The sequence below is a fragment of the Galactobacter sp. genome (assembly GCF_022712295.1).
Taxonomy (GTDB): Bacteria; Actinomycetota; Actinomycetes; order Actinomycetales; family Micrococcaceae; genus Galactobacter.
Map to the genome: position 1 here is coordinate 17,915 of NZ_JALAGT010000111.1, position 19,281 is coordinate 37,195.

19 protein-coding genes are annotated in these 19,281 nt (G+C 65.5%); 6 read left to right on the forward strand and 13 right to left on the reverse strand.

What is annotated here, in order from left to right; all coding sequences use genetic code 11:
• Position 1: 1 nt before the first annotated feature.
• The 3 genes from Q0A15_RS08360 to clpB form a co-directional block, all read right to left on the reverse strand.
• Positions 2-967, reverse strand: coding sequence for a Sir2 family NAD-dependent protein deacetylase (locus Q0A15_RS08360; protein ID WP_291279071.1), 966 nt, complete (start codon positions 965-967; stop codon positions 2-4).
• 104 nt (positions 968-1,071) lie between these two features.
• The gene (locus Q0A15_RS08365) at positions 1,072-1,290 is read right to left on the reverse strand and encodes a DUF3073 domain-containing protein (protein ID WP_291279110.1); all 219 of its coding nucleotides are present in this window, start codon (positions 1,288-1,290) and stop codon (positions 1,072-1,074) included.
• 158 nt (positions 1,291-1,448) lie between these two features.
• Positions 1,449-4,061 carry an ATP-dependent chaperone ClpB gene (gene clpB, locus Q0A15_RS08370; protein ID WP_291279072.1) on the reverse strand — a complete coding sequence of 871 codons (2,613 nt, stop codon included), beginning with the start codon at positions 4,059-4,061 and terminating at the stop codon, positions 1,449-1,451.
• A 208-nt stretch (positions 4,062-4,269) separates the two neighbouring features.
• Here clpB and Q0A15_RS08375 point away from each other — a divergent pair, with 208 nt between their 5' ends.
• A complete protein-coding gene (locus Q0A15_RS08375; RefSeq protein ID WP_291279073.1) occupies positions 4,270-4,611 on the forward strand; it encodes an ASCH domain-containing protein in 342 nt (113 codons plus the stop codon).
• 81 nt (positions 4,612-4,692) lie between these two features.
• On the opposite strand, the gene Q0A15_RS08380 is transcribed toward Q0A15_RS08375, so the two are convergent.
• The 5 genes from Q0A15_RS08380 to Q0A15_RS08400 form a co-directional block, all read right to left on the reverse strand.
• On the reverse strand, positions 4,693-4,941 hold the full coding sequence (locus Q0A15_RS08380) for a hypothetical protein (RefSeq protein ID WP_291279074.1): 249 nt from the start codon (positions 4,939-4,941) through the stop codon (positions 4,693-4,695).
• 106 nt (positions 4,942-5,047) lie between these two features.
• Positions 5,048-5,407, reverse strand: a complete 360-nt coding sequence (locus Q0A15_RS08385; protein WP_291279075.1) for a hypothetical protein — start codon at positions 5,405-5,407, stop codon at positions 5,048-5,050.
• Between the two features lie 120 nt (positions 5,408-5,527).
• Entirely contained in the window at positions 5,528-6,286 is a 759-nt protein-coding gene (locus Q0A15_RS08390; RefSeq protein WP_291279076.1) for a methyltransferase domain-containing protein, read from the reverse strand.
• A gap of 40 nt (positions 6,287-6,326) precedes the next feature.
• Complete coding sequence (locus Q0A15_RS08395) at positions 6,327-7,883, reverse strand: HNH endonuclease signature motif containing protein (protein WP_291279077.1); 1,557 nt, start codon at positions 7,881-7,883, stop codon at positions 6,327-6,329.
• Between the two features lie 170 nt (positions 7,884-8,053).
• On the reverse strand, positions 8,054-8,791 hold the full coding sequence (locus tag Q0A15_RS08400) for a hypothetical protein (RefSeq protein WP_291279078.1): 738 nt from the start codon (positions 8,789-8,791) through the stop codon (positions 8,054-8,056).
• Positions 8,792-8,879: 88 nt separating this feature from the next.
• Between Q0A15_RS08400 and trmB the strand changes: the two genes are divergently transcribed.
• On the forward strand, positions 8,880-9,752 hold the full coding sequence (gene trmB, locus Q0A15_RS08405) for a tRNA (guanosine(46)-N7)-methyltransferase TrmB (protein ID WP_291279079.1): 873 nt from the start codon (positions 8,880-8,882) through the stop codon (positions 9,750-9,752).
• A 212-nt stretch (positions 9,753-9,964) separates the two neighbouring features.
• Here trmB and Q0A15_RS08410 read toward each other — a convergent pair whose 3' ends face one another.
• The 4 genes from Q0A15_RS08410 to dnaK all read right to left on the reverse strand — a co-directional run bounded on the left by Q0A15_RS08410 (position 9,965) and on the right by dnaK (position 14,119).
• A complete protein-coding gene (locus Q0A15_RS08410) occupies positions 9,965-10,444 on the reverse strand; it encodes a MerR family transcriptional regulator (RefSeq protein WP_291279080.1) in 480 nt (159 codons plus the stop codon).
• Between the two features lie 40 nt (positions 10,445-10,484).
• The gene (locus Q0A15_RS08415) at positions 10,485-11,465 is read right to left on the reverse strand and encodes a DnaJ C-terminal domain-containing protein (protein ID WP_291279081.1); all 981 of its coding nucleotides are present in this window, start codon (positions 11,463-11,465) and stop codon (positions 10,485-10,487) included.
• A 121-nt stretch (positions 11,466-11,586) separates the two neighbouring features.
• Positions 11,587-12,240 (reverse strand): nucleotide exchange factor GrpE, encoded by a 654-nt coding sequence (locus Q0A15_RS08420; protein WP_291279082.1) that lies wholly within the window; start codon positions 12,238-12,240, stop codon positions 11,587-11,589.
• Positions 12,241-12,253: 13 nt separating this feature from the next.
• Positions 12,254-14,119 carry a molecular chaperone DnaK gene (gene dnaK / locus Q0A15_RS08425; protein WP_291279083.1) on the reverse strand — a complete coding sequence of 622 codons (1,866 nt, stop codon included), beginning with the start codon at positions 14,117-14,119 and terminating at the stop codon, positions 12,254-12,256.
• Between the two features lie 289 nt (positions 14,120-14,408).
• On the opposite strand from dnaK, the gene Q0A15_RS08430 reads away from it, so the two are divergent.
• The 4 genes from Q0A15_RS08430 (at position 14,409) to Q0A15_RS08445 (ending at position 17,716) form a co-directional block, all read left to right on the forward strand.
• Positions 14,409-15,245 carry a class I SAM-dependent methyltransferase gene (locus tag Q0A15_RS08430; RefSeq protein WP_291279084.1) on the forward strand — a complete coding sequence of 279 codons (837 nt, stop codon included), beginning with the start codon at positions 14,409-14,411 and terminating at the stop codon, positions 15,243-15,245.
• A 48-nt stretch (positions 15,246-15,293) separates the two neighbouring features.
• The gene (locus Q0A15_RS08435; RefSeq protein ID WP_291279085.1) at positions 15,294-15,962 is read left to right on the forward strand and encodes a LysE family transporter; all 669 of its coding nucleotides are present in this window, start codon (positions 15,294-15,296) and stop codon (positions 15,960-15,962) included.
• Positions 15,963-16,565: 603 nt separating this feature from the next.
• Positions 16,566-17,111, forward strand: coding sequence for a low molecular weight protein-tyrosine-phosphatase (locus tag Q0A15_RS08440; protein ID WP_291279086.1), 546 nt, complete (start codon positions 16,566-16,568; stop codon positions 17,109-17,111).
• Positions 17,111-17,716, forward strand: a complete 606-nt coding sequence (locus tag Q0A15_RS08445) for a hypothetical protein (RefSeq protein WP_291279087.1) — start codon at positions 17,111-17,113, stop codon at positions 17,714-17,716. Before Q0A15_RS08440 ends, Q0A15_RS08445 begins: the two co-directional genes overlap by 1 nt.
• Positions 17,717-17,748: 32 nt before the next feature.
• Here Q0A15_RS08445 and cls read toward each other — a convergent pair whose 3' ends face one another.
• Positions 17,749-19,230, reverse strand: coding sequence for a cardiolipin synthase (gene cls, locus Q0A15_RS08450; protein ID WP_291279088.1), 1,482 nt, complete (start codon positions 19,228-19,230; stop codon positions 17,749-17,751).
• Positions 19,231-19,281: the final 51 nt, after the last annotated feature.

Sequence of the window (19,281 nt, forward strand, 5' to 3'; positions counted from 1 at the left end):
GTCAGACCCCGGCCCGCCGCAACGCCGCGTCCACCTCTTCCAATGCCGGCGTGAGCGGTGTGCGCCAGAGGACGCCCACCTTGGTGTCGGCACGTCCCGGTCCGCCGTTGATGACCGTGGTCCGCTTCCCTGCCTTCTCCGCATCCAGCACGAATCTGTAGCCGCTCATGACGGCCAGGGAGGAGCCGAGTACCAGCAAGGAACGCGAGTGACTTGCGAGGTCGCGGGTTCGTTCCCGCGTCTCCGCAGCGACGTTCTCACCGAAGTAGACCACCGAAGGCTTGAGCCGGTCCGACCCGCAGTTCAGACAGTGCAGGATCACGAAGCGATCTACGTCCGCCTGGTCCAGGTTCACATCGCCGTCTGCGTTCACCACCAGGTGCTCCGACATGACCGACTCACGGAACCCCGGGTTGGCAGCCTCCAGCCGCACCTCGAAATCGGTGCGAGCCTCGCGGTGGCCGCAGGCCAAGCAGTCCACCCAACTCATGTCTCCGTGGAGGGCCACCACGTCGGTGGCTCCAGCGGCCGAGTGCAACCCGTCCACATTCTGCGTGACGATTCCGGCCAGCAATCCCCGCTGCTGCCAAGACGCCACGATGCGATGAGAGAGATTGGGCTCGGCCTGACGCATCCTAGTGGCTCCAACGAAACCCCGGGCCCAGTAGCGCTTCCTGGCTTCGGGCGACGCCGCGAACTCCTGGAAGGTCATGGGCCGGGACCGGCGCAGAGAGCCGTGGTCCCCCCGATAGTCCGGGATGCCGCTGTCGGTGCTGATACCGGCCCCGGTCAGGACGAGTACCTCGCCGGAGCTGAGCTGATCCACGGTGGACGCGAGTGCCTCACCCGGTGGCGTGGGCGCTGCGGTCTCCCCCACGACCCGGTCCAGGCTCCGCAACGCAGCCCTGTGAGCCGCACTGATCCGTGTGTCCTCGAAACGAGGTTGTGGGTCCGACCTACTGGGCATGCTCGCTCCCTTCCGGAGTCCGGGGTACGCGTCAGGGCCGCCGGGGTGAAACCCCGACGGCCCTCGTCCGCGCCGCTGCTGCGATGCCTGACGTGGAGTCCAACTCAGCCGCGCTGAGCTTCGTCCTCGTCATCGTCGTACTCGCCGGCGTAGCGCGCATACGGATCCTCGTCCTCTTCCGGCTCCTCCCATTCGGGTGCGCCGGAATACCGGTTCCCCCCAGCGAGTTCGCGTTCCAAGGCGTGCAGATCCGTGCCCGGAGAGTAGTACTTCATCTCCCGGGCCTGTCGCGTTGCTTTTGCCTTCTGACGGCCGCGCCCCATGGCGTGACCCCCTTTATCGCTCGACATCGGGGGAGGTCCACCGTTCACACGGCGAAGGCCCCGATGGATGTGTCCATTTGTTCCGTGCTGCAAGCCTACACGTTCGGATGCGCGGGAACGCATGTACAGCGTTCCCGCACATCCTTATGCGTCATACATCACGCCACGATCTCGGCTTCCTCAGCGCTTCCACGCCGAACCACAAGGCCCTTGGCCTGCTCTGCATCGACGTCGACCACGACGTCGTCGCCGTCCACGATCTCACCGGCCAGGAGCTGGCGGGCCAGCTTGTCGCCGATCTCGCGCTGCATCAGGCGACGCAGCGGGCGGGCACCGAAGGCGGGGTCGTACCCGGTCAGCGCCAGCCACTCACGGGCGCCGTCCGTGACGGTCAGCTTCAAGCGACGATCGGCCAGCCGGGACTGCATGGAGTCCACCTGCAGGTCCACGATGTGGCCCAGGGCCTCGAGGGATAGCGGGTCGAACATGATGACGTCGTCCAGGCGGTTCAGGAACTCCGGCTTGAAGGAGGCGTTCACCACGCCCATGACCGCATGGCGTTTGGCCTCATCCGTCAGTTCCGGATCCACCAGGAACTGCGAACCAAGGTTGGAGGTCAGCACCAGGATCACGTTGCGGAAGTCCACGGTGCGTCCCTGGCCGTCCGTCAGGCGGCCGTCGTCCAAGACCTGCAGCAGGATGTCGAAGACCTCAGGGTGAGCCTTTTCGACCTCGTCGAGCAGCACCACGGAGTACGGGCGACGCCGCACGGCCTCGGTCAGCTGACCGCCCTCGTCGTAGCCCACGTATCCGGGAGGCGCACCGACCAGACGGGAGACCGAGTGCTTCTCGGAGTACTCGCTCATGTCGATGCGCACCATGGCGCGCGGGTCGTCGAACAGGAAGTCCGCCAGCGACTTGGCCAACTCGGTCTTGCCGACGCCGGTGGGACCGAGGAACAGGAAGGAACCGGTGGGGCGCTCCGGGTCGGAGAGACCCGCGCGGGAACGACGAACGGCGTCGGACACCGCCGCGACGGCGGCCTTCTGGCCGATCAGGTGCTCACCGAGGTGTTCCTCCATCGTAAGCAGCTTCTGGCTCTCACCTTGCAGCATGCGTCCGGCCGGGATGCCGGTCCAGGCGGAGATGACCTCGGCGATGTCGTCGGCGGTGACCTCCTCGGAGACCATGCGGTCTGCCTGTTCCTGCTTCTGGTCGGATTCAGCGGCTGCCAGTTGCTGTTCAAGCTGAGGGATCTCGCCGTAGAGGATGCGGGAGGCCTCGCCCAGGTCGCCCTGGCGCTGGGCCACCTCCGCTTGGGAACGCAGGTCGTCCAACTTGGCGCGCAGGTCACCTGCGGAGTTCAGCGTGGCCTTCTCGGCCTCCCAACGGGCATTGAGCGCGGCGAGCTTCTCCTTCTCGTCTGCCATCTCTGCCTGGAGGGCCTCGAGGCGCTCCACCGAAGCCGGGTCGGTCTCGTCCTTGAGCGCCAGTTCCTCCATGGTCATGCGGTCCACACTGCGGCGCAGCACGTCGATCTCCTCCGGAGCGGAGTCGATCTCCATGCGCAGACGGGACGCTGCCTCGTCCACGAGGTCAATGGCCTTGTCCGGCAACTGGCGTCCGGAGATGTAGCGATCGGAGAGGGCTGCGGCGGCCACCAGGGCGGAGTCGGAGATGCCGACCTTGTGGTGGGCCTCGTAGCGTTCCTTCAGGCCACGCAGGATGGCGATGGAGTCGTCCACGGAGGGCTCACCGACGTAGACCTGCTGGAAGCGGCGCTCCAAGGCTGGGTCCTTCTCGATGTTCTCGCGGTACTCGTCCAGGGTCGTCGCGCCGATCAGCCGCAACTCTCCTCGGGCCAGCATGGGCTTGAGCATGTTGCCGGCGTCCATGGAGCCTTCAGACGCGCCTGCGCCGACCACGGTGTGGATCTCGTCGATGAAGGTGACCACCTGCCCGTCGGAGTTCTTGATCTCCTCCAGAACGGCCTTGAGGCGTTCCTCGAACTCGCCGCGGTACTTGGCGCCGGCCACCATGGACCCCAGATCAAGGGAGATCAGGCGCTTGCCACGCAAGGACTCGGGGACGTCGCCGGCCACCATGCGCTGGGCCAGGCCCTCCACGACGGCGGTCTTGCCCACACCGGGTTCGCCGATCAGAACGGGGTTGTTCTTGGTGCGGCGGGAGAGCACCTGCACCACGCGACGGATCTCCTGGTCACGGCCGATCACCGGGTCCAGGTCACCCGATCCTGCGATCTCGGTCAGGTCCGTGCCGTACTTTTCCAGGGCCTGGAAGGTTCCTTCAGGGTCAGCGTTGTCCACCTTGCGTTCGCCACGCACCGTGGTGAGGGCTGCGGTCAGGGCCTCCACGGTGGCGTCGGCCTCGCGCAGGGCCTCCCCCGCACGAGTCTGGTCGGCGGCCAGGCCGATCAGCAAATGCTCGGTGGACACGTAGGAGTCGCCATTGCGCTCCGCAGCCTGCTGGGCCGCGGAGACCACCTGAAGGGTCTGGCGGGAGAACTGCGCCTGAGCCACGGAGGATCCGGAGCTCTTGGGGAGCGCGTGGATCGCGGCCGACGCCTGTACCGACACCGCATCGGGATCGGCGCCTGCGGCCTTGAGCAGGGCCACCGCGACGGATTCGCGCTGGTCCATGAGGGCCTTGAGCAGGTGTGCCGGTTCGATCTGGGGGTTGCCCGCAGTCGAGGCATTCATGCCTGCCGCGGAGAGCGCCTCCTGGCTCTTGGTGGTGAATTTTGCGTCCACGTGAGCTCCCTTCTGTTCCGTGCTCCGGACTGCGTCCGTCGGGCAATGCCCGACGGGTGGTGCCCGCCCTGGCGGCGGGCCTCATCTGAACTTGAGTCTACTCTGCTCAACTCTGGTGGCGCATGGTTTATTCCACACCCACTGCCTCATTTCCTGGGCACCAATGTGGGATCTCTGCAGCAGAACCTGCAGGGCGATAATGGTCGCCATGGGTAAGGATCACGTTCAGATCATCAACTTCCACCCGAAGCACTACACCGCCATAGCTTCAGGACAAAAGGTCTCGACCACACGCTGGAACGAAAGAGTTCGTACTGGCCCGGCACTCTTCCACTTCGAGGGAGAACCCAACAACGACCTGCACGGACAAGTCCTTGCCGTCCACTCCCACCCGATAGCCACGCTCACCCCCGAGCAGGCACACCAGCCACCAGAAACCGACATGGACAACTTCGCTGCACAACTGCGCGAGAACTACTACGCCGACATGCCCGACACCGCCATCGTCGACGTCGTCACGATCTCCCTGGACCCCCAGCCCCAAGCATGAGGGAGCGGCGGAGGCCAACATGGGTGGGATCGGCACGCTGTTCGGAAGTTGCTCTGAACGTGCTTCTTGGTGGCGTCACGCTCACGTGTCCGCCTGGCCGGGGTCTTCCTTCTCGGAGGCGTCGGCCGCGGCTTTGCTCCTCTCGGCTCCGAGTCTGGAGACGATCGTGTCGATGGTGTACTGATGTTGAGCTGCCGCCACGAGCATGACTATCCCGAGGATGGTCAGCGCGCTTCCTGCGGTCGCCGGAATCCAGGCAACATCCCGTCCGACAGTGCGTTCCGAAGTGACGACGTCGATGATGTAGATCGCCCAGACGGAAAAGATCACACATCCAATGGCCGTGAACACTCGCCCGGCGGTGCGCATGGGGGATCGCAAAGAATCTGGTTTCGTCGTGGTTTTCCTCCCGCACGGTAAGCACTCCCGCGAGACCCTACCGGTTCCGTGCTCCAGTGGCCTTGTGGCTGGGGTAGCCGCGGAACGTCAGATACTGGTCAATGGAGCCCGGCAGGGGCAACGACCATGGCGATGCCTGCGCCCCCAGATGCCATCCACGTTGCGGGTCGATCGCCCAAAGCGTCTGCACCTCACTGACGGCTCGCTCGGCCAGCCACACACCGCGACTGCGAAGCCCCTTCGGCACCTCGTGAAACAGCGGCAGGCGAGCATCGGTGCCCGGTTCGAGGTAGTCACCCGGCTCGGGATCCTGACCCCAATCGATGTTCACCCCTGACGCGTAGACGTCGCGTCGAAGCACATTGCCTTCCGGCACGAGAGCCTGGGAGAGGCCCACCGTATGCAGCTTGTCGGGCGAGAGCGCGTCGCCCTCACCGATACCGCCCCATTCGCGCCAGGCGCTGTCGGGGGGGATCGATTCCGAGTTCTGCGTACAGTTCGACTGCGCACATCACGATCAGTCCGCGATCAGGCTCAGGTAGGCCATACCCAGAACACCTCGGTACCCGTTCATGTACCGATCGCGCTGATCCTGCAGCTGCCTGTGTACCTCCTGCTGATCCTCGTGATCGGCAGGATGTGCGTGGATCCAATGTTCAAAGCCGGCCCTGAAACCCGCTTCGAAGGCATCCCATTCTCCTTGGGTTGCCACTTCAACGTTAGCCACGCTGAAACCGTGTTGCCGTGCCAGAGCGACGACGCTGTCCACCGCAAGGTATTCGTCCGGTCGCCCACCCAGTGCCGACATGGCCGCAGCTGTAGGCGGAACCGACCACACCGCCTCGCCGTAGACGAGACGCCCACCGGCGGGCAGCAGCTGCCGGAGGGCGACAAGCGCGGCGGTGTAATCGAGTGGCTGTTCCTCGTCTACCTGTGGCCCCCAGATCTGAGACGCGCCGATGCACACCACTGCATCGAAGGAACCCGTGAAGGTGCGTGCGTCACGTGCGTCGAACGACGCCCAGTCTGCCAGGCCCCGTTCGACAGCGCGTCTCCGCGCGTCCTCGAGGTGCTGAGACTCCAGATCCACTCCGAGTCCCCGGGCTTCCGGGACTGCGGCCAGTGACCGCAGCAACAGCTCACCCCAGTCGCACCCGATGTCCAGCACAGTGTCAGGGTGGGCGTCTGCGATGAATCCGACCAGGGATGCTGCACGCTCGTCCGAGAGCGGCGAGAGGAAGGTCAGGTCGTCGTAAAGGGGTGGCAGGTCAACCATGGCCTAGACAGTACGGCGCACCGGAAATGGAGTCGACCCTTCATCCGGTTCGAGGAAACACTCCAGGTGGGTTATCGCTGTTCTTCGCCAACGTTCCAGGGGTCTCCTGGGGCAGGCCGGGTGGTGCCCCGGACCGGATTCGGGTGTGTTCTTTGGCCTGGTTGCAGGCGGTGCAGAGTCCTTGGCCGTTGGTTGCGGTGGTTGCTCCACCTGCCGAGTGAGGTTTGATGTGGTCGATCTGCCTGATCGGCGCCCCGCAATACGGTGTCCTACAAACCTGGTCGCGGGCGCGGATGAATCTGGCCAGGCCCTTGGGGAAGAACCGGGATCTGGACTCCATCTGCGTCAGCGTCCCATCCTTCGGGTCGCTCCAGAGCCTGCGGAGGGTGGCCCGGTCCTGGGCCGCCGCGTCGCGAATGATCTGCCGGGCCAATCCGGCAGGGACGGCACCGTAGCCGTCCACGTGGGCCGGGGTATCGCTGAAACCCAGCAGGCCCAGGTCGGTGATGGTGATCAGCACTTCCACGCTGGGCCCGTGCTGGCACGTGGCATCGTCCCCGGTATCACGCGACGTGGTTCCTGGAGCACTGGCATCAACGTCAGACTGTTCAACTCCAGCGCCACCGTCGGTGAACGAACCGCTGCCGGTGCCACTGCCAGCGGCGAAGCCAGTTATCGCATCCGCGTCAGGGGTACTGCCGGGCTCATGGCTGTCGGTTTCGGTGCCTCTGGCAGTGGCGTTGCCGCTGCCTCCTGCGGGGCCAGCCAGGCCGCAGTTCCAGCGGGTGTCGTTCTGGTCGGCCTGGGCCGCCCCGTCGCGGACCCAGGCCACCAGTAGGGCGGCCTTGATCTGCCCCAGACTGCGGGTATCGCCGTGGGCCTTGAGCTTCTGCGCGTGCCGGGTCAGAGCCACTTCGATCGCGACCCCGTCCTTGAGGGGCAGGAGGGCGGAGAGTCTGGTCATGCAATCCGGGGCCGGTCTCACACTGACGTGGGCGTGTCTGGCCGCGCGTTCGGCCCGCTCCACCATGGTCGCCGCATCCAACTCCGCCGCACGCTTGAACGCGGCCGCCTTCGCCGCCCCCACCGTCAGGTCGGGCAGTTGATGCGCGAGGTCGTGATCCATGCGGGCCTGATCCTCCGGTTCCAACACGACGGCCTCGCGGAGAACGGCTGTGAGGTGGTCTTCTGTGGCCTCACCCCTGCGGACCTGGTCCACGCACTCGGGGAGGGCGTCGGTGGCGGTGCGCGCCAGTCCCACGCGTTTGCGGGAGGCGTTCGGGGTCATGTGCCAGGCCGGGGAAAGGTCCTGCCCCGTCACCCGCCGAGCCTGCTCGGCCAAACGCTGCCCGGTCAGCGGCGCCCTCCACCCTGCCGGATCAACAGCGGCCAGATCCTCGGTCACCAAATCCCGGTACCGATTAGCCAAATCAAGGTTCAGCGCCTCCAGCATGTTGTGCACCCGAGTCACCCGCGCGGCGGCATCGTAGAGCCCGGCACGGGTGAAGGAGGCATCACTGTTCAGAAGGTCGGCGACCTCCCGCAACACCTGCAAACTGTCCACCGCCAGGGCGATGGAACCGCTACCCGTTTCCATGAACCAAGTGTCCCGGGGACCCCTGACAAATTGATCGCGGTCAACTCCTCAGCCCCCGTCGCGGCAGAACGCCAACGTGCCTGCGGAAGAGCTGGACACACCTCGTCGGGCACAATGCGGGGCCGGTGCCGGTCGACAAACTCGCCGTCGTCTCCGTGGAATAGCCGACCTCAGTCCTGCGGCGCAGCGAGCTTCGCCAGCTGCGCGTCCGCGATCTGCTGAGCCACTTCCGCGTCCACGTCCGTGGTCTCCACGAGCACGTGGTTGGCACCCCAGTCCCCAGCAGCCACGGTGAGCTGCTTGGAGCCAGTCACCACGGACACGCCACTCAGCCCCCGCTGCGCTGGCGAGATCGAGTCCGGCTCCGCGACCGTCCCGGAGCAGGTGTCAGAGACCAGGCCTAGACCCTGCGCGGCCTTGGCATCGGCCCGTGTGGTGAAGATCGTGACCTTGACGGTTCCGACCTTCGAAGTCCCCGACGCGTCCTTCGGCACCGTCGCAGAGGCCTCCGCGCCGGACAGCACGGACACTCGCTGCTTCGTGGTGCTGCGGATGGCCGTGGAGCACTCTGAAGGCACACCGGATACTTCGGTCAAGATGCGCCCGAGATTCAGCCGCTGCGCCCCGACCCTTTTCTCCCGGTATCCCTGCACACCACCCGGGAACTCCTGCGCGGTCAGCACCTTCTGCTTTGACTGCGCCACGGTGAACGCCTTGGTCGGGATCCCCGCACCCTCGTTGACAGCTTGCTGTCCACTGCCCGACGGTGTGGGCTCGGGATCGCTCTCGGAGCCACTGCAGGCGGTGAGCACCAAGGCGGCCGCGGCCGCCACGGCTGCGGCGCCAAGGCGGACGGACCGCGGGCCGGGCACACGTCGTCGGGCATTGGTGGTCTTGTTCCCAGTCACTTCGCGGCCCATTCCTTAGCGTTCTGCGTCCACTTTCATCCTGCCCTCCCGCTGGGCGCTGGTCCAATCCCCGGTATCCTTGGGAGGCGTGACCGATCAGCCCGAATCCGCCCAGAACCACCGCCGCCAGCCCATCCAGGGACGCGCCGCCACCGACCCGAGTTTCCACCGGGCCGAGCCCGTCAGCTTCGTCCGCCGCGGCGACCGCATGACCACCGGGCAGCAACGTGCGTGGGATTCCATGAAGGACACCGTCCTGATCGACGTCCCACGCCACCACGCCTCCACTTCGATCCTGCCCAGCGCCGAGATCGACGTGCCCGGTGCGTTCGACGACCCGTCGGCGCCGTTGACGGTGGAGATCGGCTCCGGTCTCGGAGAGGCGACCGCGTACGCTGCGGCCCAGCATCCCGAACGGAACTTCCTGGCCGTGGAGGTCTACACGCCCGGTCTGGCCAAGCTCATGGAGGAGATCTCCAACCGTGGCTTGAAGAATGTGCGCTGCATGCAGGCCAACGCGCCCGAGGTGCTGGACATCGCCCTTCAGCCCGGCCAGGTGGACGAGCTCTGGGTGTACTTCTCCGACCCGTGGCACAAGAAGCGCCACCACAAGCGGCGCCTGATCACGGACGCCTTTGCCGAGCGTGCCGCGCGCGTCCTCCGCCCCGGAGGTGTGTGGCGACTGGCCACCGACTGGTCCAATTACGCGGAGCAGATGCGTCAGATCATCGCCGACTCCCCCGACTTCGACAACCCGCACGAGGGCGAAATGGCCGGGGAGACGTCCCCGCTGACGGACATCCGACGCAAAGACATCGAGAAGCGCGAGGCCGACCCCTCCTTCGTGGACGAGGTGGGCGGCTGGGCACCTCGCTACGACGGGCGGACGTTGACCAGCTTCGAGGCAAAGGCCGGGCGAGCCGGGCGGAACATCTTCGACCTCACCGCCGTGCGACGCTGACCTAGGCGTCCGGACATGAAGGAGGGCGGGTGCGGAATCCTAGGACTCGACGCACCCGCCCTCACCGCGTCCAGGGGTGGTGTGAACGGCGCTGGGGGGCTGGCCGTTCAACATGGACGCGTTACGGTGGCCACTGATGGGGGGATGTGGCCACCACTTGGGTAGCCTATCGCCTTTTGCTCGGGCAACGTCAAGTTACCCGCGGCACCGAATCAGATTCTCCTGTGTCCCTGCTGCCTGGAACTCGGCCCCGCAGTGAGTTCGAAGGGCCGCTGCCTGGTGACCTGTTCCCACAGGAAGGCGGCCCGCGCCTGAGCCAAGCGGGCGGACTCCACGGACACCTCGCCGGTGGCGCCGGCCGTGAACACCCTGTTCTGACCGTCTGCCTGGGCACGATCGCGCCAGTGGAGAACCGACGCGCGCAGCACCTGGATCTCCTCACGCAGGGCCTCTGCCTGAGACTCCAGATCCAGCACCCGCCGGGCACCCTCCAACGAGATACCCTCGTTGGAGAGTTCCTGCACCCGCCGCAATCGGGCGATGTCCGCAGCACTGTAGCGACGGTGCTTACCGCCTTGCCGGCGGGGCACCACCAGACCCATACGGTCGTACTGACGCAGGGTCTGAGGGTGCATGTGGGCCAGCTTCGCGGCCACGGAGATCACGTAGATCGGGTCATTCCGTTCCATCATGTCTCACCACCTTCCTGCTCAGTTTCCCTCAGGCCGTCCCTCAGAGTGTGGCGCGCTCGGCCAGATCCTTACGGGGATCCTCGCCGACCGTTGCCTCCGCGAATGCCTCCAACGCAGCCTTGGCTTCCTTGCTCAGCCGGGAGGGAACGGCGACGTCGAGCACCACGTACATGTCACCGGACTTCTTGGCCGTCTTCACTCCCCTGCCCCGAAGGCGCAGGGTCTTGCCGGAGGGAGAACCGGACGGAACCTTCACCTTGACATGGTCGCCGTGAATGGTCGGCACGGTGATCTGCCCGCCCAGCGCCGCCTCGGAGAAGGTCACCGGCACATGGACCGTGATGTCGTTGCCGTCGCGCTTGAAGAACGGGTGCTCCTTGACCCGCACCTTGACCATGAGATCACCGGGACCAGCGGCCCCTGCCTGCCCCTTCCCCTTGGCCCGCACGGACTGGCCGTCGCGGATACCTGCGGGGATGCGCACGTCGATCGTGGCACCGCTGGGTTCCCGCAGTCCGATGGTGGTGCCCTCGATGGACCCCTTGAAGGAGATGGTGGTCTCCGCATGCCGGTCGGCGCCGCGCTGCGGCTGCTGTTGGAAACCTCCGAAGCCGCCACCACCGCCGCCGAACATGCCGCCGAAGAGGTCGCACAGCTCCGGGCCGGCCGCACCGTTGGTGGAGTAACGCACACGCTGACCGCCGCCACCGCCGAACATGCCGCCGAAGACGTCGTCGAACCCGCCGGCGCCGCCGCCTGGCCCACCGGCCTGGAAGCGCGCTCCGGAGCCCATGGCCCGGATCGCGTCATACTGCTGACGTTCCTCGGGATCCGAGAGCACCGAGTTGGCCTCGGTGATGTCCTTGAACCGCTGCTCGGCAGCGGCATCCCCCGGGTTCGTGTCCGGGTGGTACTGGCGCGCCAGCTTCCGGTACGCCTTCTTGATCTCTGCGGAGTCAGCGTCCTTGGACACACCGAGTACCGCGTAGAAGTCCTTGTCCACCCAGTCCTGACTGGCCATGTGGGCGCCTCCAACACATACAGGATCGAAAACTTATGAAAAATACTTGGATGTGGCAGCGGTGGGGTAACTCGAAGCTACCCCACCGCCCCACGGGACCCGCGTCACGCGGGCCTAGCGATCACTCGCCGTCCGACACCATGACCTGCGCTGCACGCAGCACGCGGTCACCGCGCTTGAAGCCCACTCGGAGCACCATGCCGACGTGATCGGCAGGGATCTCAGGGACGGGCTGGCGCAGCAGCGCCTCGTGGATGGCCGGGTCGAACTCGACCCCGACCTCGTTGACCTTCTCCAGGCCGATGCCCGCGAGAGCGGTCTCCAGCTTGGTGGCGATCGAGGCGAACGGGCCGTCCTCGAGGTCACCCGCGGAACGGGCGGCCTCGATGTCGTCCAGCACCGGGATCAGTGCCGACACCGCGGCGTTGAGGCCGTTCTCCTTGGCCTGCGTCTTGTCACGATCGACTCGACGCCGGTAATTGGTGAACTCTGCCTGCAGTCGCAACAGGTCGGTCCTCAGTTCCTCGGCTGCAGGGTCGGAGGACTCTTGCGAGTCCTCCTCACTCTGCTCCGCAGCTGCGGCGTCGAGGATCTGCTCAGCCTGGCTCAGCGCGTCTGCACCCTCGGTGCCGTCGGTGCTGTCCGCGGCTTCGGTGTCGGCGTCCTCACCGCGCACGGCGCCCGTCTCCGGGTCCACCTTGCGCTTGTCGGTGAAGCGAACCGGCTCCTCGTCCGAGTTGCCCTGCTGCTCTGGGTTCAGTTCCTCGTTGCTCATAGCGTGTGGTGCCTCAGTTCTTCTTCTCGTCGTCCTCGTCAACGACCTCGGCGTCGACGACGTCCTCGTCAGCAGAGGCGCCGGAACCGGTGGAACCGGCATCGGCGCCGTCGGCCGGAGCCTCCTGCTGGGCCTGGGAGTAGAGGGCCTCACCGATCTTGACCTGAGAGGCCTGCAGCTTCTCGAACGCGGCCTTGACCTCGTCGTCATTGTCCTGGGACTCCAACGCCTTCTTCAGGGCGTCGACGTCGGCCTGGACCTCGGTCTTGACCTCCTCGGAGAGCTTCTCATCGTTGTCCTTGAGGAGCTTCTCCACGGAGTAGGCGGAGGACTCGGCTGCGTTGCGGGTCTCTGCTGCCTCGCGACGCTTCTTGTCCTCTGCCGCGTGCTCCTCGGCCTCCTTGACCATGCGGTCGATGTCCTCCTGCGGCAGCGAGGAGCCACCGGAGATGGTCATGGACTGCTCCACGCCGGTGCCCTTGTCCTTGGCGGAGACGTGCACGATTCCGTTGGCGTCGATGTCGAAGGTGACCTCGACCTGCGGGACGCCACGGGGAGCCGGCGCGATGCCGGTCAGCTCGAAGGTGCCGAGCGGCTTGTTGTCACGGGTGAACTCACGCTCGCCCTGGAAGACCTGGATGGACACGGAGGGCTGGTTGTCCTCGGCGGTGGTGAAGGTCTCGGAACGCTTGGTCGGGATGGCCGTGTTGCGCTCGATGAGCTTGGTCATCACACCGCCCTTGGTCTCGATGCCGAGGGAAAGCGGGGTGACGTCGATGAGCAGAACGTCCTTGCGCTCGCCCTTCAGCACGCCTGCCTGCAGTGCTGCGCCGACGGCGACGACCTCGTCGGGGTTCACACCCTTGTTGGCTTCCTTGCCCGCGAGCTCCTTGACGAGCTCTGCCACGGCGGGCATACGGGTGGAGCCACCGACGAGCACCACGTGGGCGATGTCGGAGACCTTCACGCCGGCCTCGGCAATGACGTCGTTGAACGGCTTACGAGTGCGCTCCAGCAGATCGTTGGTCAGATCCTGGAACTTGGCGCGGGAGAGGTGCTCGTCCAGGTGGACCGGGCCCTCGGGCGTCACGGACAGGTACTGCAGGGAGATGTTGGTGGAGGTGGCGGAAGAGAGTTCCTTCTTGGCCTGCTCTGCTGCCTCACGCAGACGCTGAACGGCGATCTTGTCCTTGGACAGGTCGGCACCCTTGGCCTTGGCCTGAGCCAGCAGCCAGTCGACGATGCGCTGGTCCCAGTCGTCGCCGCCCAGGCGGTTGTCACCGGCGGTGGCACGGACCTGGATGGTGGCGAAGCCGTCGTCGTCCTTGCCGACCTCCAGCAGGGACACGTCGAACGTGCCGCCGCCCAGGTCGTAGACCAGGATGAGCTCGTCCTCGTTGCCCTTGTCCAGGCCGTAGGCCAGAGCAGCTGCGGTGGGCTCGTTGACGATACGCAGGACGTTCAGGCCTGCGATCTCGCCGGCCTCCTTGGTGGCCTGACGCTCTGCGTCGTTGAAGTAGGCGGGGACGGTGATGACCGCATCGGTCACGTCCTCACCGAGGTAATCCTCGGCGTCGTGCTTGAGCTTCATCAGGGTACGCGCGGAGACTTCCTGCGCGGTGTACTTCTTGCCATCGATGTCCACGCTCCAGTCGGTGCCCATGTGGCGCTTGACGGAGGCGATGGTGCGGTCGATGTTGTTCACGGCCTGGCGCTTGGCGATATCGCCGACCAAGACCTCGCCGCCCTTGGAGAAGGCGACCACCGACGGGGTGGTGCGGGAGCCTTCAGCGTTGGCGATGACGGTGGGCTCGCCGCCTTCCAGCACGGAGACGACAGAGTTGGTGGTTCCGAGGTCGATACCCACGGCACGGGACATGGTGTTCCTACTTCCTACTCGGTTCAAGAGTTCTGTGGCCTGCAGGTCCGCGTCGGGACCCTTGAGCCATCTGTACTCAAGTCTTGAGCAGCCCGTTCAGGGTGTCAAATTAACTTGAGCCAAGGTGACTCAACTTTGGCCTTTGCTCTATACAACCGGATGCTCACTCATTTCATTCCACAGGGGTCTCCTCCTCTTGAGTGACCCTCGCCACTCTCGCTTCCATGCCCGACGGCGGGTCCCCCGTCCGCGCGGAACCGCACCTTCGGTGCGGGTCTAGCCTGAATGCATGAGCGATACCCCCGACACCTCCCACTACGCTCACGGGCATCATTCCTCCGTCCTGGCCTCGCACGCCTTGCGAGGGATCAAGGACTCCGCGCCTCACCTGGCACCACTGCTCAGGCCCAGTATGAATATCCTCGACCTCGGCTCGGGCCCCGGTTCCATCACGCTGGAGCTTGCCAAGGCCGTTGGCCCGGACGGGCACGTGACCGGCTTGGACTTCTCCGCCGAGGCTGTCCGTACGGCATCCGCCGCCGCGGAAGAGCGGGGGACCTCCAACGTTGATTTCCGCATCGCCGACCTGTATTCGCTGAGGCCGGGAGGAGACGGATTGCAGTCCGGCTACGACGTGGTGCATGCACACCAGGTACTGCAGCATCTACCCGATCCAGTCCAGGCCATCCGGGTGGCCGCATCGCTGGTCTCCCCGGGTGGGATCCTGTCGCTACGCGAGGTGGATTACTCGGCCACCACGTGGTCGCCACCGTCCATCGGGCTGGACACCTGGCTGCGCGTACTACGCGGCTACATGAGTCTCGAGGGGCATGATGCCGACGCGGGAGGCAAGATGGCCACATGGCTGGACGAGGCGGGTATCCCGGCCTCTGCGGTCAGACTCACCCAGCGCGAGCAGACCTACACCACCCCGGAAGCCCGCAAGGCCTGGGGAGAGTCCTGGGTGCAGCGCGCCCTACACTCAGCGTTCAGGGACCTCTCCATCAAGCATGGTCTGCTGGACCAGGCTGGAGTGGGGGCCGTGGCCCAGGCATGGCAGGACTTCGCCGATGCACCTTCGGGGAACTTCACGTTCCGGCATACCGAGGCGCTGGTTCGGTTCTGAACTGGCGCAGTTTTTCAGGTCCGCCCTCCACGCGGCACACTTGAACACGTGTCTCTTTCCGTCTGGTGGACCCTCTTCGCCGCCGCCACCGTCATCTCCCTGACGCCCGGCGCCGGAGCCGTGAACACCATGGCCAATTCCATGAACTACGGGTGGCGCCGCAGTTTCTGGGGTATCACCGGCCAACAGATCGCCCTGATCATCCAGGTGGTGATCGTGGCCGTGGGCGTGGGTTCCGTCGTGGCCGCGTTCCCTGTGGTGCTGGAAGTGGTGCGGTGGCTCGGCGCCGCCTACCTAGTCTTCCTCGGCGTGCGGATGATGCTCTCTCGCCCCACTCCCGCGGCCACCGTTGAGCACGCTGAGCTGGACACCTCGCAGATTCCCGTGGTGACCTCATCGCACGGCGAGCGCAGGGAAGGCGTCTGGGCCATGATTCGCCGCGGAATCCTGGTGAATCTGTCGAATCCAAAAGCCATCGTCTTTTTCCTGGCCTTCATCCCCCCTTTCATCGATCCCACTCGTGGGGCAACACTGCGGTACGTGATCATCGGGACCACGTGTGTTGCGGTGGACATCCTGGTGATGTGGTTCGGGTTTGCGGCCTTGGCTCGCCCGCTGGCGCGTTTCACGGGTTCGGAGCGAGGGCAGCGGGTGCTGAACATCGTGTTCGGTTGCTGCTTCATCCTGGTGGCTGCACTGTTGTTGCTCACCCACTGAGCGTCCCGAAAACAGGGCCCGTGCCCGTGCCCACTGCCGCATCGGTCCAATTGCCCTCTCCGTCGTACTCGATCACCAGCCGCAGCCCCGGCCAGTAGAAGTCCACATACATAACCCCTTTCCCATCCCGGAATTCGGTCTGGATCTCGGGCGGTTGGAAACCATAGCACTGTCTCCACGCAAGCGATCCCAGGTGGCACCACATTGAATTGGCCCGCCCGAATCGGCTGACCATCCCAGGGGACTCCTCTCCGATGAACAAATCTTCGGAGAGCTCCCTTCACTTCCTTACCGCGCGCACCGAGGATGGTCTGCGGCAGCAGCCCTGCATGCTGCCGATTGGTTTGATCCAGATGGACCTTGGAGGGCCTGGTCTCCCCGGGCAGACCAAGGAGCTGTGCCGCAGTGAGACCGCAGGCACTGCCACCAACTCTCGAAAATGCTCGCCCCACTCATCCGGCAACGCGGGAACCACGTGTCCAGATGGGTACGAAGGGCAAAACCAGAAGCGAAGAGGGTGGGCCCAAGAACGGAGACAGAAACGCAGCGCCCCATGGGCGGCCACGGACCGGTAGCGTTGGGCAGGTGAGAACTCTTGCCGTCATGGCTGTATGCACCGGGAACATCTGCCGTTCCGCGTTGGCCGAGTACGTCTTGCGTGATGCCCTCGAGAAAGCCGGCCTCGGCGACCAGGTCCAGGTCACCAGCTCAGGCATCTCCGACGAGGAGGAGGGCCGCCCCATGGACCCTCGGATGGCAGCCATCGCTCGGAGCCTCAACCTGGACCCCAGCGCCCACCGGGCACGTCCCATGCCCCATTCGGCATGGGAAACCCAAGACCTGTTCCTGGCCGCTGACCTGAATCACCTGCGTACGCTGCGTCGTTGGGCGCCCACCCCTGAGCTCCGTGGCAAGATCCGCCTCCTGCGCAGTTTCGACCCTGCTTCCGTCGCGCTCACAGAAGAACAGCAGGGCATGGCGGACCCTTGGTACGGCGGCCAACAGGACTTCGAGCTCACGCGCGACCAGGTCCTGGCCTCGATCCCCGGGGTCGTGGACCACCTGATGGCAACGCTCAAGGGGACCCACCTCAACAGCTCCGGCCCTGGCATCACCCGCATTCACAGCTCACGCCTCCGCCGCCACTGATGGCCCACCCCCTCGACCGCCCGGTTCTGCTCGCCATCGACGGCCGCTCCGGCTCCGGGAAAACGTCCCTCGCCGCTGCACTCCAGCGGGCACTGGCCGCACAGCACCACCTGGATGTCGAGGTCTTCCACGTGGAGGACACGTACCGCGGGTGGGAAGGCCTCCAGGCCGGAGTGGACCACTACGTGCAGGCCGTGCTGCCGCCCCTGCACCGGGGTGAGACAGCGACCTGGCATGCCTGGGATTGGGCGGCAGGCAGAGTGGAGACCACGCAGCGCGTTGCCCGCCCGGCTTCGGTGGTGATCTGTGAGGGAGTCGGCGCCGCCTGCAAACAGGCCCTTCCCATGCTGGATGCCGCACTGACCTTGGACGTGCCGGCAGACCACCGCAAGCAGCGCGCCCTGGCCAGGGACGGCGAGACCTACCGTCCGTACTGGGATGTGTGGGCAGCGCAGGAAGACGACTTCCTTCGCGACCAGGAAACGGTGCCGGAACCGGCTCGCGGCTTGGACCTGACGTTGGCACCGCCAACGACCGCCGATCTCGCCGCTACATACCAAGCGGCCGAGACCTGGGCGCTTCAAGTCATCACGTCAACGCTCTGACTCGAGGCGTGCGTCGTCACGGTCGGCAGGAGCTACTGCATCACAGAACTGAGCCGGGCGATGTTGTCCAGCCACTTCTGGGTCCGGCTGCGCTGCGCCCAGACCTCCTGAGTGAGCTGCGTGCAGTCCTCGCGGTAGCCGTCCATGACCTTGTTCAGCGCCATGACCGGTGCGGAACCCATCAGCATGAGGGAGACTTCCGCGTTCAGGGAGAAGGAGCGGATGTCGAAGTTGGAGGAGCCGAAGATCGCGGCCTGGTCGTCAACGGTGATGCACTTGGTGTGCAGCACCATGGGGTCCCTGTAGCGGTAGAGCTTCACCCCTGCGTTGAGCAGATCCTCGTAATAGGACTGCTGTGCGTGGTTGGTGAGGGCGTGGTCGCCGCGCGCGGAGACGTAGACCTCCACGTTCACCCCACGCTGAGCCGCCGTGGTCAACGCATACAGCAGCGAATCGTCCGGCACCAGGTAAGGGCTGGTGAGCCTGATCTGCGACTGGGCGTTGTAGATCAGGGTGTTGAACAGACGCAGGTTGTTCTCGGTAGGGAACCCCGGCCCGGAGGGGACCACCTGCCCGGTGACGCGTCCGGGACGGTGACCGGTGTCCAGTTCCAAGGACCCGAACAGGTTCTCACCGGTCTCCAGCATCCAGTCCGTGGCGAAGACCAGGTCGAGGTGGTCCACGAGCGGACCCTGGACGCGCCCCAGGATCTCGACCCATTCTCGGCCGATCTTGGCCGACTTCTTGCGCTTGTATCCGGGTTCGATGAGGTTTTGAGAACCGGTGAAGGCCACACGCCCGTCCACGACCACGATCTTGCGGTGGTTACGCAGATCGGGACGGCGCCAGCGCCAGCGGAGAGGGGCGATGGGCAGCATGACATGCCAATCCACTCCCCCACGCGTGAGTTGACGCTTGAGCTTGCGGTAGCCGGGGATGCGCCATGAACCGATCTGGTCGTAGAGGAAGCGAACCTTCACACCGCGCCCGACTGCCCTGATCATCGCGTCGAACACCGGACCCGCATAGTCGGGGTCCGATCCCACGATGTAGAACTGCACGTGGGCATAGTTCTCGGCGGAGTCGATGGCTTCCACCAGCTGGCGCATGGAGGTCTTGTAGTCGGTGGACAGCTCCAGCGTGTTGCCGGGAACCGGCGGGAAGGCTCCGAGCATACGGTTGAGGACCACCGCCGAATGCACCCATTCCTTGGCCGAGGTCGGCACGTCCTTGGGGTCGAAGTGGTCCGTGGTGGACTTCATGATGGCCTGATTGATCGAGGCCTGCCGCTTGAGCCGGTTGGCGCTGAGCCGGTTGGATCCGAAGAGCAGGAAGGCCAGCAGCCCCACGTAGGGGATGAAGAAGATGGCGAGCAACCATGCCATGGCCGTGGTGGGCCGGCGCCGCCCAGGCACGATGCCGAGCATCAGAACGCGCACCAGAATATCCACTGCGAAGGCGATACCCACGACAACGCTCGGCCACCCGTCGGGGACACCCGTCCACAGGAACATGCTGCTCTTGGACTCCTCACCTGCACTCGTACTCCGCGGTGCCAACGAGTC

Coding starts and splice junctions, on each gene's coding strand:
- Q0A15_RS08365 (WP_291279110.1), bottom strand. CDS start 1,290: ATGGGGCGCGGCCGTCAGAAGGCAAAAGCAACGCGACAGGCCCGGGAG.
- Q0A15_RS08415 (WP_291279081.1), bottom strand. CDS start 11,465: ATGGCCAGTCAGGACTGGGTGGACAAGGACTTCTACGCGGTACTCGGT.
- Q0A15_RS08445 (WP_291279087.1), top strand. CDS start 17,111: ATGGCCCACCCCCTCGACCGCCCGGTTCTGCTCGCCATCGACGGCCGC.
- Q0A15_RS08430 (WP_291279084.1), top strand. CDS start 14,409: ATGAGCGATACCCCCGACACCTCCCACTACGCTCACGGGCATCATTCC.
- dnaK (WP_291279083.1), bottom strand. CDS start 14,119: ATGTCCCGTGCCGTGGGTATCGACCTCGGAACCACCAACTCTGTCGTC.
- Q0A15_RS08420 (WP_291279082.1), bottom strand. CDS start 12,240: ATGAGCAACGAGGAACTGAACCCAGAGCAGCAGGGCAACTCGGACGAG.
- Q0A15_RS08360 (WP_291279071.1), bottom strand. CDS start 967: ATGCCCAGTAGGTCGGACCCACAACCTCGTTTCGAGGACACACGGATC.
- Q0A15_RS08410 (WP_291279080.1), bottom strand. CDS start 10,444: ATGATGGAACGGAATGACCCGATCTACGTGATCTCCGTGGCCGCGAAG.
- Q0A15_RS08375 (WP_291279073.1), top strand. CDS start 4,270: ATGGGTAAGGATCACGTTCAGATCATCAACTTCCACCCGAAGCACTAC.
- cls (WP_291279088.1), bottom strand. CDS start 19,230: ATGTTCCTGTGGACGGGTGTCCCCGACGGGTGGCCGAGCGTTGTCGTG.
- Q0A15_RS08395 (WP_291279077.1), bottom strand. CDS start 7,883: ATGGAAACGGGTAGCGGTTCCATCGCCCTGGCGGTGGACAGTTTGCAG.
- Q0A15_RS08390 (WP_291279076.1), bottom strand. CDS start 6,286: ATGGTTGACCTGCCACCCCTTTACGACGACCTGACCTTCCTCTCGCCG.
- Q0A15_RS08440 (WP_291279086.1), top strand. CDS start 16,566: ATGGCTGTATGCACCGGGAACATCTGCCGTTCCGCGTTGGCCGAGTAC.